Here is a 17,073-nt window from a genome sequence, read left to right as displayed (position 1 = left end):
GACACGCCGCGTATAGATCACCCGCCACGGTCGGAGTGTAGCTCAGCCTGGTAGAGCACTGTCTTCGGGAGGCAGGGGTCGTGAGTTCGAATCTCGCCACTCCGACCAGATCAACTGCTTGATGTTCAACGACATCTCCAAGCGGTTGTACGCAACGCAAGCTCGTTGTTCGTCTTATCGCTGCACGTCCGCTGCACTTAGCACTTCAAAGGCCCGCCATCTGCTGCACCAAGCGCGTCCCTCATCGCACAAGGAGAGATGCGAGATGGCGACGATCAACAAGCGACCAAGCGGTAAGTGGCAAGCGACGGTTCGACGTGCAGGCCGCAGTGCGAGCAAGACGTTCACGAAACGAGCCGACGCCGTGAAGTGGGCCAGAGATACCGAGACCAACGCCGAGCGATCGGATGTCTTCGGTCAGCGTAAGTTGGTGGGTGCCGATGCAGTACCAGAGTTAGCTTTGGCCGATGCCCTGCATCAGTTGGCGGACGAGCAGGCTGGCGAACGGTGGCGGTTGCACGCACTGGCGCGGACGAGGATGGCAAAGTTACGCATCGACGTGCTCACGGTTGATGACATCGTGCAGTGGCGTGACCTGCGCATGCGAGATGCTAGGCCATCGACTGTGGTACGCGAGTTGTCACTGATACAAACGGCCATCGACAGGCAGCTCGGTGACAGAGCCAACACAAGTATGAACCCGGTGCGGCACGTAAAGCGACCGCGCGTCGACGACCGGCGCGAGCGTAGACTCACAGACCACGAGTGGCAGCAGCTGCTCGATGCTGCCGGGAAGTGTTTGAACCCGTTGATGCGCCCGCTACTCGTACTGGCGCGCGAGACAGCGATGCGCCGAGGCGAGCTGCTGTCGATGGAGTGGTGCAACGTTGACCTTGATACATGCACCGTGTTGCTACCGAAGACCAAGAACGGACACGCAAGACTGGTCCCACTGTCGCCACGTGCCGTTTCCGTTCTTTCCCAGTTGCCCCGTGACGATGGACGTGTCCTGCCGATAACCACAAACGCTGTGCGACTAGCTTGGCAACGTCTACGTGCGCGTGCTGGCGTCGACGACATCCGACTACACGATCTGCGGGCGCAAGCAGCGACCGACAAACTACTCGACGGTTGGTCGGTCGCCGAAGTTCAAGTTCTGACCGGCCACCGTGACGCGGGCGTGCTGCTCGAACGATACGCGAGACTACGTGCGACGGACGTTGTCGCAAAGATGCGAACTATGCACGATGCCGAGTGACACCGCACGCGCTCCCATGCACTGTATGTTGTGTCATGCAGCCTGCGTCCGGCCTCATGGCACAAGATATAGATATGGATGGCTTGACCTTGGGTCTAGGATGGACTAGGATGGCTTTCAGTCAGAACGTAAGTCAGACCAAAGAACACGACGTCCGATCACTTTCGTAGAAGTGGCGTCGCGGAGGCTGCATCCAACCTAAGTGGAGCAGCCATGCAAACCTTCAAAGACGATATCTTCCTTACCACCACCGAACTTGCAGACCGTTGGAAGGTCAGCGCAAAGTGGCTTGCAAACCAGCGTAGCGCACGCAACTCGCCAGTGCCGTTCACCAAGATCGCAGGTGCAGTGCGCTACAAGCTGATCGATGTGCGCGACTACGAACACAAACAACGGGAAGTGCAGACCGACAGGCAGCCGGGATGCGTGCGATGAACGTGCTTGCCGACCAGTTGGACAAACTGAACGTACATCCTGATGACCGCGAGTTACTAAACAAGATCGCAGCACGTTTCGACTGCGTGACTGATGGCGGATGCATCGTCGTGACGGGCAACCACGGAGACAACGGCAGACCTCAGATCGGTATCGACAGAAGCAAGATGCGGATAGCCCGGTTTATCGTCGCTTGCCGTGATGATCTGAACATGCGCGATGAGTGGGACACCCGGCACACATGCAACAACCGCGCTTGCGTCAACCCTGATCACTTGATGCATGGCACACGACAGCAGAACGCGCTTGACCGATACGAACAGGGCACGGCACCTATCGGTGATCGTGCACCGAACGTGAAGTTGACCGCCGAACAAGTCTGGCAAGTGCTGGACTTGGTCGGCGCTGGCACCGTGTCACTGACCGAGATCGCACAGCGGTTCGAGTGCAGTCTGACTACGATCAGCAACATCAAGCACGGCCATACTTGGGGACACATCTGGGACGCTTGGCACGACAACGTCCACACGTCCCCAAGGGGCGGCTTCGCCGGGACCGATACCGGTTCTGCAGGAGAACGGTTCGATGGCTGTTGAGGGGCGCAGATGGGTTCTAAGGCACGTAACGCGCGCGCTGCCCTGCAAGCACTTCGAGATCAAGCTCGTGACGCAGCCGAGCGATGGAACCCATGGACGATGCATCAAGACGATGATGATGTCGCCCGACGAGTTGATCAGCGAGTGGAAGCAGTTCGGAAGACGGTCGGCACAAGGGCTAAACGTGTTCATGCGTCCGGTCGGCGGCCCGGTGCACGTACTGCTCGACTTGGACACAGCCGGCACGCTCGATGAAGTGCTGAGCCTGATGGCCTACGACGGCATAGTGCCGTCGCTTGTCGTCGAGACATCGCCGGCACGCGCGCAAGTGTGGTGTTCGCTGCCGGGGCGCGAGCAACCTGTCGAAGTTCACCGAGCAACGTCTAAACTGCTCGCCGAGCGCTACTGCGGAGACCCCGGGAGCGCGAAACCGTCGCAGCCGGGTCGTTTGCCGGGAACGATGAACCCGAAGCCAAGCCGGGCGATGACTGATGGCGCGCCGCCTCTCGTGATGATCCGGTCAAGCGGCGAGAGCCACGGCACCAAACTTCCATCGTGCTTCAGGCCGTCGAACAGGCTGCTGGCAGAAGCTCTGTTAAGAGCAGAACGGCATACACAAGAAGGAGACGAAGCTGCGCCAGTGCATGTTGATGCTCTAGCCGAGCATGCGGACGACATCGCGGAAGTCGCAGAGATGCTGGCAGATGCAGTTGAACGGCATGGCGGTGATCGCAGCCGCGCCGACTTCGAGATGGCGTGCGTTATGCTGCGTTCAGGCGACCGTCCTGAACATGTCGCCGCTATGCTGATGGAAACGAGTGAGAAGGCACAGGAGCGCGCAACTCGTCAGACGGATGCTGGCGTGCGGTATGTCGAACGAACTGTGCGGCGAGCGATGCAGGCCGTTTGCGGCAGCGGTAGAGTGAAGGCAGGAAAGCGATGATCTCCGAGCGTGCTCCGAAACTTCGCCGCCTTGTCGAGGTGACCATAGATCAGATCGAGTCGTTGACCGAACGGGCCGCTTGGCTACGGGAGAGGGCTGAGATCGTCGAGAGGGATGCCAGGGCAACTTTTGGGATGCCGCTAACCGTGAGCAGGGTTTTTGCCGATGGTATGCGTTATCTTAGAAAAGGCCTTGCCCAAGCATCTGTTCTACTTGGATATCTCTTCGAGAAAGTTGCCCTGAGAGATAACTTTTCGACACCTAAGTTGCCAACAGATGCAACCTTTTGCGAAGGGCGCAGCAGCATGGGCTTTGATCGATGTCTGTGACCGGATCAAGCCGCAGGTTCGCGGAAGTGCGCCGAGACGCAAACAGCATCACTACACGCGTCAACCTAGTGTCCAACGCAGGTGACGATCTGATGCCGCCGCGTTCTTGGGTGAAGGCTGCCTTCGATGTGTTTGACGCGCTCGTTGACAGTTCACGAGATGCCCGTCTGGTTTTGGCTCACCTCGTGCGTCGGATGAGTATGGACACACCCTATGTATCGGTGTCATGCGTCGAGATCGCTGCAGCTCTGGAGTTATCCAAACCGAGAGTGTCCAAAGCTGCCAAGGAACTTGGCGCACTTGGACTTGCCCGATACACAGTACGGGGCAAGCGCTGGGAGATAGAACCAGCACTGGTGCAGTTTGGAAACGTGCTCCGTGACCCTGAGTTTGCCGCGTTTATGGAAGCACAGAGAGCTGAAAGCGAGGTTCCGTTCCCACCCGACAACGCGCGAGATGTTCGTCACGAGCCGGTAGTCATCGAGGAACCAAGAGCGTGCATCGACGAGGCTGACCGGGCCAAAAAGGAGGCGGGCACTTGATCAACCGAAAAGCAAGACGAAAGGCTGCAAGCGGTGCGAACCGAGCCGATGTCGCGGCTTTCTGTCGTTTGGAGGAAAGAAGACTCTCCGGCGTACCGGCGGTTCGGATCTCCGACGAGGCGGCCATGCTAGCTTTGCTGCAGGCATCGCCCGCTGCCCGACGTCTTGTACTGGGGATGGTGCTGCACATCATGAAAACGGGCGGCCGCCCTCACTGTGTCTTTGAAGATGCTGTGAGGGCGGTCGGAGGGCGAGCACTATCATGGCGGACGGTTGAAGAACTACATCAGCAAGGTATCCTTCGCTTCGAGCGTGGAGCGACTGTTTTGCATCGTGTGTTCAGTGGCACAGGAAAGCAGTGGGCGCGTATCGCCGAAAACAGCCTCACGTGCGACGCACCATATGATATCTCTCAAGTCGGTAACAACATTGTTGCTTTTGAGAGCGCCGCTGGATGACTTGTCGTGCGTTTGCCTACAAAGTGGGACTTTGACTTTAGGTGACACAAAGCGCTACATCGAGCCTCATCTGGCCCACAACTGATCCCGCCGAAGGCGTCCGAAGGGACGTGTGCATGTCGGCATAGAAGTACGTGTAGGGATACCAACGACTTTGCCAAAGTGACTCAGTAGTCACAGTGAAACGTGCGGGGCGTAAGCTGTTCTTTTCTTGGAAGTCACACGCATACCAAAAGTGCGAAAGGATATCGCCGGAAGTTCAAACAAAGTGGTCCTTTGCATCGCTAAGTTATCTAGCTTTGCGACGACCTCTAAAACTCCTGCCTAAAGAACGCCGGCTTGGGTTAAAACTCCCTGCCTTTGTTTTTGAAGTTCATCTTTTTGAGATAGTCGGTGGCGCTTCTCAGGACCTCGTCGGGTACATCTTGCACGTGGGCTAACCTGTTTCGGACCGACATGACCTCATATAGTTGGTTCTTCTCTTCCGGGGTGAAGGGCCCTTCGCTGATAAGGTCGGTATAGTTTCCGCTTCTTTGACCGCTCCGTTTTCTGCTCGAGCCAGAAAACCGAGAGAAGAAGATCGAGAAAACAAGAAAGAACTCTTTGGCAAGATCGTTCTCGTGGAAGACCGAAGGCGCGTCGTCTGCTCCTTGGACAAACTCGAGCCACTCGCGAACCGTTTCTATGACCCTTTCAGCCTCGTGGCGCTCAACCACGCGTGCGGTGTGCGAAACATCGTTTCTGATCTTTTTTGCAGCCTTATAGTCTTCCCACAGCGACGAGTTTTTATCGACAGCTTTGCCGAGGGCGAAGGCTCCGATCGGGTGTAGGCGATCTTCAAAACTGAACTTCGTCTTTGACTTCAGCCACTGTACAAGTTCGCTCGGAAGCTTTGCTTGGTTCTCTAACTGGCTGAAAACAACGTCTGCCACTCTTTCTTCTAGAGCGGTGAAGGCCTCCATGACCGCGGCACGATACTGACCGATATCCAAAAGATCTTCCGCGTTTTTGATCAGTTCATCGACAGTCAGTTTTTGCGAGTTGCCCATGTCGTTACTCATCACGCGATGTTGCTTTCGCGTGCTTCTCGCATCGCCCGGTTAAACATGTGCTTGATGACGCGCTCACGCACCTCCCCGTCCTGCATAAAGATGTTCTTCATCTCGGCGTCACGCCCGAACGACTTGATAGCGCCCATGAAGTAAGCCTGTTTGAAAGCGTTGTAGACGACATCCGGCGCGTTGTTACGCAGCATCTCAGTCAGATCATCGTCCATGATGTCTTGCTTGACGCCTTCGTAGCGCAACATGTCGGCTTCAGTGAACTCGGTACCGTGCCGGTCGTTAAACGCCTTTACGATCTCCGACAGTTCCTTCTGCTCATCTTCGGTGTACGGCTTCGCACCGAACTCCTCGATAGCTTTCAACGCTTCATGATCGCCCGGCGACAGCGATGCGTCGCCCCGCTCTTTCTCTTCTATCTTGAACTTTTGCAGCGTCAGCATGTCGTCTGTGATCTCGATCTCGGGCGGCACGTCCCGATCCGGTAGCATGCGCACTAGCCAAGACAGATAGGTGTGCAGTTTCTCAAGCCAGGTATCCGAAAGGTTCATGACCTGTGAGACGAACGTGTAGAAACGCAGGTAACTGCGGCATAGTTGCCTAAACTCTTCCTGTCGCCCTTCGTCGTCTTCGATTTCGAACCGTCCGACGGCTTGCTTCACTAGACCTTGCAGCATGGCGCGATCACCGCCACTCAGATCACCCTTGAAGAACGTCGTGGCGAACTTCTCGATCTCGTTACGGTCGAGCATGCCGAACGTCATCAACCGACCTTCAAGTTCATACACTTGGTTGGGATCGGTCATCGCTTCGAGTGCCGCTATCTCGAAGTACGGACGGAAAGCGGTCTGGATGTCTTCGATAGTGTTCTGGAAGTCGAGCACGAACGTCTTCTTGTGCGGCCTGATCCGGTTCAAACGCGACAGTGTCTGCACCGCCTGCAGCCCCGCCAGCTTCTTGTCGACATACATCGCGCACAGCTTTGGTTGGTCGAACCCAGTCTGATACTTCTCCGCAACGATCAGTATCTGATACTGCTCTGGGTAAAGCGTTCCGTCCTTCTTCACGCCGTCGAACCGACCCGGCAGTTCGCTCTCCGAGAAACCTGTCAGGTCTGGTTCCGTGTATGTCACACCGTCCACGTCGAGCGATCCTGAGAACGCCACAAGCGCGCGGAGGTCGTCGTATCCCTCATCCTCGATGTACTTCTTCACGCCAAGAAAGTAGCGCACGGCGTGTTCGCGGCTCTGCGTCACGATCATCGCTTTCGCTTGGCCGTTTAGTTCCTGCATGACGTGTCGACGGAAGTGCTCAACGATCACATAGACTTTCTGACCGATAGCCGTGGGGTGCAGTGAAGCGTACCGAGCCACCTTGCGTTGACCCTTGCGACCGCTGAGCGTCGGGTCGTCCTCGATAGCCTTCTCAAGTTCGTAGTACGCCTTGTACGTCATGTAGTTCTGCAGCACGTCGAGGATGAAACCCTCTTCGATGGCTTGCCGCATCGAGTACGTGTGGAACGGATGCGGAAGACCGTCGGCGCCGACAGTACCGAAACGCTCCATCGTCGTGTTCTTGGGTGTTGCCGTGAACGCGAAGAAGCTGATGTTGGACTGAGGACCACGGCTCTGCTGGTACGCAGCGATGATGTCTTCTACATCGTCGCTGCTTTCTGCCTCACGCGTCAGCGCCTGTGCCATCGACTGCGCCGCCTTGCCCGACTGGCTGCTGTGCGCCTCGTCGATGATCACAGCGAAGTTGCGCGTGCCCTGACCGGTGATCGCTTCAAGATGCTCGGTTGAGAACTTCTGGATGGTCGTGACTATGATCCGTGCGCCTTTCTCGATGGCATCTTTCAACTGCTTCGATGTGCCATCGATCTTTTTGACCACACCGGCAACCTGCTCAAACTGCGAGACGGTCGACTGCAGCTGCCGGTCAAGCACGATCCGGTCGGTTACTATGATGGCCGTGTTGAACACCGGGTTGTCATCGGCGTCGTGCAGGTTGATAGCCTGATGCGCGAGCCAACCTATCGTGTTCGACTTACCGGAACCTGCGGAGTGCTGGATCAGGTAGTTGTGACCGGTTCCACTCGCGCGAGCATGATCGATACATCTGCGAACGGCTGCAAGTTGCTGGAAGCGTGGGAAGATCATGACTTCCTGCTTCGCATCACGTTCGAGGTGCATGAAACGCCCGATGACGTCGAGCAGCACCTCGCGAGAGAAGATGGCCTTACCCCAGTCACCTGACTTGTACAGGTAAGCCACCCGGAACTCACCTTCGACATCTGGGTTGCCCGCACCGCCTTCACGTCCACGGTTGAACGGAAGAAAGCGTGTCTTTCCGTTCGCAAGCCGCGTCGTCATAGACACGTTGTCTTCGTCGAACGCGAAGTGGACCAGTGCGCCACGCTTGAACGTCAACAGTGGTTCACCTGCGGGCGATCTGTCGGTCTTGTACTGCCGTTCTGCGTGCTTGAACGTGGTGCCGGTAAGCGTGTTCTTCGCTTCCATCGTTGAGATGGGTATGCCGTTGACAAACAGAACGATGTCCAGCCGGTTGCCATGTTTCTGGCTGTACTCGACCTCCTTCATCACACTGAGGATGTTAGCTTCGTACTCTGCGATACGCTGTGGAGATAGACCGCTCGCAGGTCGGAAGAAGCACAGGGCGAACTTGATGCCTGGAACGATCTTTATGCCGTTGCGCATCACATCGAGCGCACCACGCGCCTTCAACTCCTTATCAAGTTGCTTGAAGAGGGTATCTTGTGCGGATGTTGAGTAGTGCGCGACCAGCTTGTCCCACTCATCACGCTGCGTGGCTTGCAGAAACTGTACAAGCAGACCCGCATCTAAGGCCCACTTGCGTTCGTAGTCGTTTAGAGGATCGCGTTCAACGTATCCCTCGCCGCTAAGCAACTCGTCGATGAGATGCTGTTGAACGACAAACTCTTTGTGTGCGCTGGAGGCGGTGTGGGTCGTCATGTGGCACTGTCCCCGTTGTGCGGTTTGGCGTTTCGTTGTTTCTGGTACTCGAAACTCTCAACAAGAAAGTCACACAGCGCGAAGGCCGCGTTAGTTGCAAGCCGTGCGTGATGACCTGCGGGATGGTACTTCCGAGCGTGTCGGTCACTTGCCTTGTTGGATATCTCGAACAAACCTGTGACCAACTGCTGAAACCCGGTAAGGATCGGTTGCAGTGGTTTGTCGATGCTGTCGGCTGACGGATCGAGACCAAGCGGTGCTCGAACGGCTTTGTACAACGAGCGGATGTCGCCGTCTGTTTCCTTGTGATCAGTGTTTGCCGCGCGAAGCATGTGCTTCAACAACTCTTCTACGAGTGTGTAGGCGCTGGCGATGGCACCAGCGAAGTCACCCGTTTCGAGCTTTCGGTTCGCTTTAGTGATCTGTTCGTTGACTGCGGCATGACTGATGGCGGCAAGTGCTTCTGGAGCGAGCGTCGGTGCTGTCAACGACTGAAGATCAAAGTAGGGCTCGCCTCGCTCGTAGGTATCGCCCTGCATACGACCGGGGCCGTACTCGATCACGAGCCGAAAGCCGTCTCGCGCCAGCAGCTTGTTGAACTTTCGCGCTTCATCTTCGGCGTTGAACCGTTCGTCATGAAGGAAGTCGAAGGCTGCTAAGATAACGCCTTGCATCGCGGCGGAGCCGTTGAGTTTGTCCAACTTGTCGGCGCAGTATCCAGCCCGGGCCGGGAAACCTTGCCCATACAGGTCACGTTCGCCGAAGTCATGGAAAAACTCGATCAGTTCAGGTCCGCTTCGATACGGGCTGACCTCTGTGTTACCGGTGATGATGTCCACCAGTGCCTTTCTGCCGTTCGAAGAGAGTTTCAAGCCGACATCTCCTCGTCGATCTGATCGAGGCGACGGTCGGTGCTGCCTTGCTTGCCCCATGTCGTGACATCGACCTGACCAGTGACTGCAGCGGTGATCATCGCTGAGCGAAACTCACGTAGCCGGGCTACTGACGCATCGACTGCACTTGCCGACCGCCGAAACAGTTTGATGGACTGTTCCAACTCACGACTGATCGCGTCTTGTTCATCCAGAGGTGGGAGCGGAACCCGGAACGCTCGTATATCCGGCATGTAGATGGTTTGGTGAGTGGAACCCATCATAAGACGGCGAAACACTGGCTTCATGGCGCGAAGCACATAGTAAAGATAAGTCGCTCTGAGCCTTGGTCCGCAGATCCAAGCGGCGAAGTCCTGTGTGCAAGCCATCGGTTTGGTTATGATCGCCGGGAAACCAACTGACGCAGTGCGAGATAAAAGAACAGTGTTGGCAGGAAGAAGCCTAGCCGCAGAGTTGGCCATGCCGAGCTCGCTTATCTTCTCTTGCGTGTCTTCAAGGAAGACGACTTCACCAGAACGCAGTTGCCAAACATCGGCCAACGAAACCCAAGGTATCACGCACTCCTCCGGCACCCAGTAGGCCTCTACTTTACGGCTCGGCGTGTGGCCTGTTTCCTGTCGGGCAACTTGTGTGAGTTTCGGTGCTTTCCAGTTCACTGGGATGTCGCCGATCCACTCGACCCCAGATGCCCTACGCTCACCATGTTGACTGCGAGCGAGCACAGCACCAAGGAACGCAGCTTCTTCACGCTCACGCATCAACTCGACCAACCGCTCCTTCTTCTCGATCAACTGATCGATGCGTGCGGTCTCGCGGTCGAGGAAGTCTGCGATGGTCCTCTGCATGTTGAGCGGTGGAACGATCATCGGTATCGAGTTCCAGTCATCGCTCTTGATCTGAAACGAGTTCGGTCTGATACCGTACAAGTAGCGCATGTATATCTTAAGGTAGAACTGAGAACGTAGGAGGTGATGTGCGTACCTCCCGTCCAACTCATCAGATATGTTGTACACAGCATATGCGGGACTGACGTGCCCGAGGTGATCGGACACACCCAACCCGAGATGGTTGAGCCACATAGTGTTCACCGCCAACTGGCCCGGACGCACTACGCGGTAGGTTTCCAGTTCTTCTGCGGTCCGCTGCTGTTCTGCATGGTCATAAACGCGTGGGACCACACCCCGGTACTCCGACACCGACAACATCTCGCCGACTGGTTCCGCCCCGTTTCTCTCCTTGCTCTCCGAGAAGACAAAGCGGAACCGAACCACCTTCCAGTCAGTCGGCAACTGCGGCAACTCGTTCTCAACGATCAACCGCTCACGCGCCGGATGCGCTCTGGCTTCGAGGTTCACGCCGCCACCTCTTTTAGCAGCCCCGCTATCTCTGCTTCGAGTGACTTCAGTTCAGCGTCGATCTCTTCAAGCGGTCGGGGTGGCACGTACTTGTAGAAGTATCTGTTGAAGTTGATCTCATAGCCGACGCGTCCGACCTCGCCGTCGCTTGCGTCGACATGAGTTTCATCCACCCAGGCGTCGGGCACAAACGGCGTGACTTCGCGCGCGATATAGTCGCGCCAGTCCTCGCTCAGCGGCACGAGTTCGTTGTCACGTAGATCGCTGTCGGCTTCGGGGTTGCCCTTCTTGTCGGTGCAGATATCGGCATCTTCGTCCCGCTCCGATAGCGCAGACAGGATCGCCTTCTTGATGGGAGCGCCGATCTTGATGCCCGCAGCCTTAAGCGTCTGGATCAAGCCTGTGTCGAACCGGTCGCGGTTAGTTATCAGTTCGTCGGGCATACCGCGCAGTGCCGTTTCGATGGCGTCGCGTACGTGCTCGTCCAGTTTCATGAACGCCTTCTCGTCTGACAAGCGAGCGATGCGTTCATCCGACGCTTGGAAGTTCAGTTTCAACGGACGTTCAACGCGTACTTCGCGATAGCCGAAGTCCGTGGTGTCGAACACTTTCGACACGTGTTTGTCGGCATCTGTGAAGGCAGAGTAGATGCGTACGATCTCGTCGCGTGCTTCATCCGGTATCTCGCGCCGCTTCGAGCCGAGCGACTTGCGCATCGCCTTCCAGAAGGTCTCGCCACTGGCATCGATCAGCTGCACCTTGCCCTGTCGCGCGACCGGCTTGCGGTTCGTCAACAACCACACGTAGGTCTGGATGCCGGTGTTGTAGAAGAGGTCGGTTGGCAGAGCGACGATGGCTTCAACCCAGTCGTTCTCAAGCATCCACCTGCGTATCTCGCTCTCACCTGAACCCGCGCCGCCAGTGAAGAGTGGTGACCCGTTCATGACGATGCCGATGCGCGATCCGGCTTCATCGTCTCGCATCTTGCTGATCATGTGCTGCAAGAACAGCAACTGCCCATCAGATATACGTGGCAGGCCAGCACCGAAACGTCCTTCATGACCCATCTCAGCGTTCTCGTCCTTGATCGGGTCTGCATACTTCTTCCAGTCCACGCCATAGGGCGGGTTGGAGAGCATGTAGTGAAACTGCTTCGACGCATGTGCGTCCTGCGTCAGCGTGTTACCGAACGCGATCTGTTCTGGATCGTGGCCCGTCACCAGCATGTCCGACTTGCAGATACCGTAGCTTTCGCCGTTGAGTTCCTGCCCGAACAGTTCGACGCGGATGCGGTCGTTGAACTGTTTCAACGCTTCTTCGGTTAACGCGAGCATGCCGCCAGTTCCACAAGCCGGGTCGTACACCTGACGGATGATGCCGCCACCTGTCAGCTTGGCGTCATCGTTGGCGATCAACAGGTCGACGATCAGCTTGATGACCTCGCGCGGCGTAAAGTGCTCACCGGCTGTTTCGTTGCTGATCTCCGAGAACCGCCGGATCAGTTCCTCGAACAGATACCCCATCTCGATGTTGGACACTGTATCAGGGTGCAGGTCGATCTCGGTGAACCGCTCGAACACGTTCCACAGGATGCCGCCTTCCTTCAGGCGTTTGAGTTGTTCGGTGAACAGAAACTTGTCGAGAAAGATGTCGCGTACGTTTGGCGAGAAGTTGGTGATGTAGTCGATCAGGTTGTCATGCAACTGACTGGGGTCTTGCCCCTTCAACGTGTCGAACGTGAAGCGTGACAGGTTGTATACCTTCACGTTACCACCGACGGTGCCAAACAGCATCATGTCACGTGTGGCGTCATCAACGCCGTCGGGCAAACTAGCGTCCGCATCAAGTACTGCTTGCTTCGTATCAGCGAGGATGCAGTCGAGGCGACGCAGTACGACGAACGGGAGGACGACCTTGCCGTACTCGGACTGCTTAAAGTCGCCTCGTAGTATCTCTGCGATAGACCATACGAACGAACTGAGACTACTCACCTTGGGATCGGCCATCGACCCTACCTCACTGCTATACTTTGTTGTGCTGAGTCTGCGGACGCACCGCAGAGTTGTGTAAAGTTTACACAGTGTTGCGTTGCATGACCAGTCGTGCCGCTACGTGTAGCAACGTCCCAAGTACACGCCCGGTTTGCACATACCGGGGGACTACCGACATCCCCCCGCGCAGCGTGCATCATCAAGCCCCCGCGTTTGGTTTCTGGCGGGGGGAGTGCTTTGAGCGACGAGTTAGGGACAGTCGGCTACGTGGACAGAGTTTGAAGAGTTGATGTGCGCTATCGCAGCTTCGTCGCGTTTGTTTGTGACACAGCATCTACGATGGTTGGTTCCGCTGCACCTCCGCTGCGATGCGCTGCACCTTCGATCATCGTGAAAGTATGTTGCTGTGGCGAAGCGTGTTGAACTCAGTAACCTTGCGTGCGACAACCAAGCTACTGACAACACGGACGTTCTTGAGCAGATAGATGCGTGCAAGTGTCGTGCAGTGCGTGTCAGCGACAGACAAGAAGCCACTCAAGCACTGTCTTCGGGAGGCAGGGGTCGGAGGTTCGAATCCTCTCACTCCGACCAATAAAACAAGGCGCCCAAGGGCGCTTTTTTGCTTTCAGCGTATTTCACGCAACGATTTCCGCAACGTTTCGCGGGTTGTTTTTGCTCAGTTCATCCCAACCGGCAGAAATCTACCACAGCAGGGGACCCTGATTTCTTCTAGCCCCAAGTAACCGCAGCTTTCTTGGGCGCAACCAGGCTTTAGGAACGGTAGAAATTCTACGGGGTCTCGCGCAAGATCGCAGAAAAGGCAGTGGCGTTTTCCAGGGTCATGCCGCGCATGCCCAAGCTAAAATAATCGCCGAAGGCGACGGACGGAAGATCCAGCACGTTTGGATCGAGGAAGAGACCCAGACAATCAAAAGCACCGACTTTGTCGTACATTCGATGTTCCAACCCTTTGCCGCCCGCGACAGTAACCTCATCACAAGGCTAAAACAGGGCTTTGGCGCGGCCACGGCGGAACGGATTGTCGACACACTGCGCAGCCAGGGCTCCGAAATTCGGCCGGTGGTGCCTCCTCAATGCGTTATCACGAACGCTCAGCGTTCAAGTGTTCGATTCTAGTCGAATGCTTTTGAGGGATTTTTGCATGGCAACAATAAGCGCATCTCGCTCGGCCGCGAGTGTCTGCGGGGATCGACCGTTTGCTTCTTCGTTTATGCCCTGAACCAAAGTTTCGATAACGTCGTCGTTCAAGTGTGGCTGACCCAACCCGTCCCACCATCCGTTAAACGTATCCCGGAAGTGTTCGCAAAAGGCGCGCAGACCGCCCTCTCCCGCGCCTAGATTGAACAACATCGTCGGCCCCATGGCCGCCCATCGCAGACCCGGGCCCGCCCACATGGCCTTGTCAATGTCTTCGACCGAAGCAACGCCCTCGACAGCCATATGGACCGCTTCGCGCCAGACGGCTGCCTGAAGGCGGTTCGCCACATGGCCAGGCAAGCCTTTCCTGATGCGGATCGTGACCTTGCCTATGTCGTGATAAAACGCTTCGGCTCGTTCGAGAACGCCATCACCTGTTTGCGCGTTTGCAGTGAGCTCCACCAACGGGATAAGATGTGGCGGGTTGAACGGGTGTCCGAGGATGAAAGGCGCAGGATCTTGCCAGCCAGCTTGTAAAGCCTCCAGCGTCATGCCTGATGTGGAACTGGAAACGATCGCATCCTCGCTCAGGGCTGGTTCGACTTCAGAATAGAGTGCGTGTTTGATCGCTTCTCTTTCTGGAACATTCTCCTGCACGAAGTCTGCACCATCGACCGCAGATGCTGCTGTTTCTGCAAACGCCAATGCGTTCGGAGTGGCTCTGTCGGTCAGGCCGAGTTCTTCAAGCGTGGGCCAAGCTGTTTCAATGAAAGCGCGGGTTTGCTCTTCAGAGTTTGGTGCCGGGTCGTAAACAGTAACTGATCGACCAGCCGCGAGAAACAGCGCAGCCCAGCTTGCACCAATAACGCCGGCACCAAGAATTGCAGTATGTGAGATATCCGACATCAGAACACTCCGGGGTTGAGTGGCGACGCGGCCGTCATGCCGCCGTCGACGGTAAAGAACTGACCCGTTGCGAAGCTTGCCTCGTCAGAGGCGAGCCAGACAGCCATGGATGCAATGTCATCCGGCTCGCCAAACCGACGAACGGGATGACGGGCCAGTGCGTCTTGCCTTGCCGCGACAGGATCCTTTGCAAGTTCGAACGCGGCCTCAAGCATGCCGGTATTGATCCATCCCGGACAAATCGCATTGCACCGCAGGCTTGGGCCATGATCCACGGCGATAGATCGCGTGAGCCCATGCACGAAAGCTTTGGACGCATTGTAGAGAGCCATCGAAGGGTCCGCGACCTTGCCAGAGATTGAGCCGATATTGATGATGCTCCCGCCGGATTTCATAGTCGGAATAAAGGCACGGCAGCAGTTGAACACCCCTCGACAGTTGGCGCCGATCACTAGATCCCAATCCGCGTCGGTGCTTTCCGTCACTGACTTTTCCACCTGGACCCCGGCATTGTTGACGAGAATGTCCAACGCACCCACAGCCTCGGCTACCATTTGGACGTTCACCGGATCACTGACGTCCAGATCGTGCCATTCACAGGGCAGGCCGTCAGGGGCTCCACCCCGCCCGCAGGTCACCACCTCGGCGCCTTCCTTCAGGAAAGCACCGACGATGGCGCGTCCAATTCCCTGGCGCCCGCCAGTAACAAACGCTTTTTTTCCTGCAAGCCGCATCAGTGCGCCACCATCACATGACGGATCGACGTATAGGCGTCGAGCGCATAGATGCTCATATCACAGCCCGTGCCGGAGCCTTTCATCGCGGCCCAAGGCATTTCAGGTGTGCCGACACCATGCGTATTGACCCATGTGAACCCGTAGCGCAGGCGAGATGTAATCGACATTGCCCGTCCCACGTCGGTCGTCCAGACCGAGGATGCCAGTCCGTATCGACCTGCATTCGCCACCTTTACGGCATGATCCGCGTCCGAGAAACGGGAAAGCGTCACAACGGGCCCAAAGACCTCATCCGTTGCGATCTCTGCTGAATTATCGACGTTTGCTAACACCGTCGGTTGATAGAAGAACCCGTTTCCATCTCCGCTTGCGCCACCTGTGACGATCTCGCATCCAGGACGTGCGCGGTCGACAAAGGCGGAAACGCGGTCGCGCTGAGCTGCGGAAACCATCGGACCCATTTCGGTGCCTTCAGCCTTGGGCGCGCCAACTTTTATTTCTTTTACTTGCGCTTCGACCATGGCCGCGAATTTTTCATACACACTGTCCTGGACCAGGATCCGGCACGGTTGCGCACAATCCTGCCCGGCATTGAAAAAGCTCCCATAGCGGATCGTTTCAGCCACAGCGTCCAGGTCGGCATCATCAAAAACAATGACGGGGGCCTTGCCACCCAGTTCCAGATGCACATGGCGGATTTGCTCGCTGGCGGCGCGCATAGCGGCCATGCCAGTGGCCGGGGACCCCGTGACAGTGATTGCTTCCATTTGAGGGCTGTTGATCAATTGATCCCCAATCGTGGGACCACGACCGTGAATCACATTCAGCACCCCTTTGGGCAAGACGTCCTGCAAAAGTTCAGCAAGGCGCAGCGTGGACAAAGGTGTGATCTCGGAAGGCTTCAGAACAGCTGTACAGCCGGCTGCAAGAGGGGCTGCAAGTTTCCAGGCGGCCATCATCAACGGATAATTCCAAGGGGCAATCGCCGCCACGGGGCCAACAGGGTCGCGGCGGATCATGCTTGTGTGGCCTGCGACATACTCGCCCGCGGCCGATCCCGTCATGGTCCGGGCCGCCCCTGCAAAGAAGCGGAATGTGTCGATGGTAAGAGGGAACTCATCATCGCGTGCCGATGGCCAGGGTTTGCCGACATCAAGGCTTTCAAGCTCCGCCAACTCATCCTGATTGGCTTCGATAATATCGGCGATTTGCATCAGCAGCGCGGCCCGTTCGGCCGGCGGGACATGTCGGAAGGTTTCGAACGCCTCTTCAGATGACCTTACTGCGGCCTCTACCTGGTCCGAACTTGCCTCTGCGACCTGACCAATCTTCTCTCCAGTCGCGGGATTCAAAATGGCCAGGGCCTCACCCTCCCCTTCCACCATCTCCCCATTGATAAGCAATTTGCCTTGCATGCC

General features: G+C 56.7%; 16 protein-coding genes and 1 tRNA gene. 8 read left to right on the top strand and 9 right to left on the bottom strand.

The window, feature by feature from the left end:
- The first annotated feature begins 31 nt into the window (after positions 1–31).
- The 8 genes from GS620_RS07955 (at position 32) to GS620_RS07920 (ending at position 4,561) form a co-directional block, all read left to right on the top strand.
- Positions 32–108, top strand: a tRNA-Pro gene (locus tag GS620_RS07955).
- A 157-nt stretch (positions 109–265) separates the two neighbouring features.
- Positions 266–1,258 (top strand): site-specific integrase, encoded by a 993-nt coding sequence (locus tag GS620_RS07950; RefSeq protein WP_171615084.1) that lies wholly within the window; start codon positions 266–268, stop codon positions 1,256–1,258.
- A 213-nt stretch (positions 1,259–1,471) separates the two neighbouring features.
- A complete protein-coding gene (locus tag GS620_RS07945; protein WP_171615082.1) occupies positions 1,472–1,693 on the top strand; it encodes a hypothetical protein in 222 nt (73 codons plus the stop codon).
- Positions 1,690–2,289, top strand: coding sequence for a hypothetical protein (locus tag GS620_RS07940; RefSeq protein WP_171615080.1), 600 nt, complete (start codon positions 1,690–1,692; stop codon positions 2,287–2,289). Before GS620_RS07945 ends, GS620_RS07940 begins: the two co-directional genes overlap by 4 nt.
- Positions 2,279–3,232: a DNA-primase RepB domain-containing protein gene (locus GS620_RS07935; protein ID WP_171615078.1), complete on the top strand. Its 954-nt coding sequence runs from the start codon at positions 2,279–2,281 to the stop codon at positions 3,230–3,232. The genes GS620_RS07940 and GS620_RS07935 overlap by 11 nt, the downstream gene beginning before the upstream one ends.
- Complete coding sequence (locus GS620_RS07930) at positions 3,229–3,561, top strand: hypothetical protein (RefSeq protein ID WP_171615076.1); 333 nt, start codon at positions 3,229–3,231, stop codon at positions 3,559–3,561. The genes GS620_RS07935 and GS620_RS07930 overlap by 4 nt, the downstream gene beginning before the upstream one ends.
- A gap of 92 nt (positions 3,562–3,653) precedes the next feature.
- A complete protein-coding gene (locus GS620_RS07925; protein ID WP_171615074.1) occupies positions 3,654–4,103 on the top strand; it encodes a hypothetical protein in 450 nt (149 codons plus the stop codon).
- Positions 4,100–4,561: a hypothetical protein gene (locus tag GS620_RS07920; protein ID WP_171615073.1), complete on the top strand. Its 462-nt coding sequence runs from the start codon at positions 4,100–4,102 to the stop codon at positions 4,559–4,561. The genes GS620_RS07925 and GS620_RS07920 overlap by 4 nt, the downstream gene beginning before the upstream one ends.
- Positions 4,562–4,905: 344 nt before the next feature.
- Here the strand turns inward: GS620_RS07920 and GS620_RS07915 are convergent, their stop codons facing one another.
- From GS620_RS07915 to GS620_RS07875, 9 genes are all read right to left on the bottom strand, one after another.
- The gene (locus GS620_RS07915) at positions 4,906–5,622 is read right to left on the bottom strand and encodes a hypothetical protein (protein WP_171615071.1); all 717 of its coding nucleotides are present in this window, start codon (positions 5,620–5,622) and stop codon (positions 4,906–4,908) included.
- Positions 5,622–8,615 carry a type I restriction endonuclease subunit R gene (locus tag GS620_RS07910; RefSeq protein ID WP_171615069.1) on the bottom strand — a complete coding sequence of 998 codons (2,994 nt, stop codon included), beginning with the start codon at positions 8,613–8,615 and terminating at the stop codon, positions 5,622–5,624. The genes GS620_RS07915 and GS620_RS07910 overlap by 1 nt, the downstream gene beginning before the upstream one ends.
- Positions 8,612–9,487 carry an abortive infection family protein gene (locus GS620_RS07905; protein WP_171615067.1) on the bottom strand — a complete coding sequence of 292 codons (876 nt, stop codon included), beginning with the start codon at positions 9,485–9,487 and terminating at the stop codon, positions 8,612–8,614. Before GS620_RS07905 ends, GS620_RS07910 begins: the two co-directional genes overlap by 4 nt.
- Positions 9,484–10,863 (bottom strand): restriction endonuclease subunit S, encoded by a 1,380-nt coding sequence (locus GS620_RS22265; RefSeq protein WP_171615065.1) that lies wholly within the window; start codon positions 10,861–10,863, stop codon positions 9,484–9,486. Before GS620_RS22265 ends, GS620_RS07905 begins: the two co-directional genes overlap by 4 nt.
- Positions 10,860–12,869 (bottom strand): class I SAM-dependent DNA methyltransferase, encoded by a 2,010-nt coding sequence (locus GS620_RS07895; RefSeq protein ID WP_171615063.1) that lies wholly within the window; start codon positions 12,867–12,869, stop codon positions 10,860–10,862. Before GS620_RS07895 ends, GS620_RS22265 begins: the two co-directional genes overlap by 4 nt.
- A gap of 774 nt (positions 12,870–13,643) precedes the next feature.
- Positions 13,644–13,808 carry a hypothetical protein gene (locus GS620_RS07890; RefSeq protein WP_171615061.1) on the bottom strand — a complete coding sequence of 55 codons (165 nt, stop codon included), beginning with the start codon at positions 13,806–13,808 and terminating at the stop codon, positions 13,644–13,646.
- A gap of 165 nt (positions 13,809–13,973) precedes the next feature.
- Positions 13,974–14,918, bottom strand: a complete 945-nt coding sequence (locus tag GS620_RS07885; RefSeq protein WP_152460179.1) for a 3-hydroxyacyl-CoA dehydrogenase NAD-binding domain-containing protein — start codon at positions 14,916–14,918, stop codon at positions 13,974–13,976.
- The gene (locus GS620_RS07880; RefSeq protein WP_152460178.1) at positions 14,918–15,652 is read right to left on the bottom strand and encodes an SDR family NAD(P)-dependent oxidoreductase; all 735 of its coding nucleotides are present in this window, start codon (positions 15,650–15,652) and stop codon (positions 14,918–14,920) included. Before GS620_RS07880 ends, GS620_RS07885 begins: the two co-directional genes overlap by 1 nt.
- Positions 15,652–17,070: an aminobutyraldehyde dehydrogenase gene (locus GS620_RS07875; RefSeq protein ID WP_171615059.1), complete on the bottom strand. Its 1,419-nt coding sequence runs from the start codon at positions 17,068–17,070 to the stop codon at positions 15,652–15,654. Before GS620_RS07875 ends, GS620_RS07880 begins: the two co-directional genes overlap by 1 nt.
- Between the last annotated feature and the right edge of the window lie 3 nt (positions 17,071–17,073).

Source organism: Ruegeria sp. HKCCD6428, assembly GCF_013110595.1.
In the GTDB taxonomy this organism is placed as follows: Bacteria; Pseudomonadota; Alphaproteobacteria; order Rhodobacterales; family Rhodobacteraceae; genus Ruegeria.
Note: the sequence above shows the minus strand (reverse complement) of the source record. Positions and strands in the feature narration are given on the sequence as shown.

Excerpts from the sequence above, each read along its gene's own strand:
- GS620_RS07885 (WP_152460179.1), bottom strand. The coding sequence starts at position 14,918 with ATGTCGGATATCTCACATACTGCAATTCTTGGTGCCGGCGTTATTGGT.
- GS620_RS07910 (WP_171615069.1), bottom strand. The coding sequence starts at position 8,615 with ATGACGACCCACACCGCCTCCAGCGCACACAAAGAGTTTGTCGTTCAA.
- GS620_RS07935 (WP_171615078.1), top strand. The coding sequence starts at position 2,279 with ATGGCTGTTGAGGGGCGCAGATGGGTTCTAAGGCACGTAACGCGCGCG.
- GS620_RS07895 (WP_171615063.1), bottom strand. The coding sequence starts at position 12,869 with ATGGCCGATCCCAAGGTGAGTAGTCTCAGTTCGTTCGTATGGTCTATC.
- GS620_RS07945 (WP_171615082.1), top strand. The coding sequence starts at position 1,472 with ATGCAAACCTTCAAAGACGATATCTTCCTTACCACCACCGAACTTGCA.
- GS620_RS07930 (WP_171615076.1), top strand. The coding sequence starts at position 3,229 with ATGATCTCCGAGCGTGCTCCGAAACTTCGCCGCCTTGTCGAGGTGACC.
- GS620_RS07890 (WP_171615061.1), bottom strand. The coding sequence starts at position 13,808 with ATGTACGACAAAGTCGGTGCTTTTGATTGTCTGGGTCTCTTCCTCGAT.
- GS620_RS07950 (WP_171615084.1), top strand. The coding sequence starts at position 266 with ATGGCGACGATCAACAAGCGACCAAGCGGTAAGTGGCAAGCGACGGTT.
- GS620_RS07880 (WP_152460178.1), bottom strand. The coding sequence starts at position 15,652 with ATGCGGCTTGCAGGAAAAAAAGCGTTTGTTACTGGCGGGCGCCAGGGA.
- GS620_RS07875 (WP_171615059.1), bottom strand. The coding sequence starts at position 17,070 with ATGCAAGGCAAATTGCTTATCAATGGGGAGATGGTGGAAGGGGAGGGT.
- GS620_RS07915 (WP_171615071.1), bottom strand. The coding sequence starts at position 5,622 with ATGAGTAACGACATGGGCAACTCGCAAAAACTGACTGTCGATGAACTG.
- GS620_RS07925 (WP_171615074.1), top strand. The coding sequence starts at position 3,654 with ATGCCGCCGCGTTCTTGGGTGAAGGCTGCCTTCGATGTGTTTGACGCG.
- GS620_RS07940 (WP_171615080.1), top strand. The coding sequence starts at position 1,690 with ATGAACGTGCTTGCCGACCAGTTGGACAAACTGAACGTACATCCTGAT.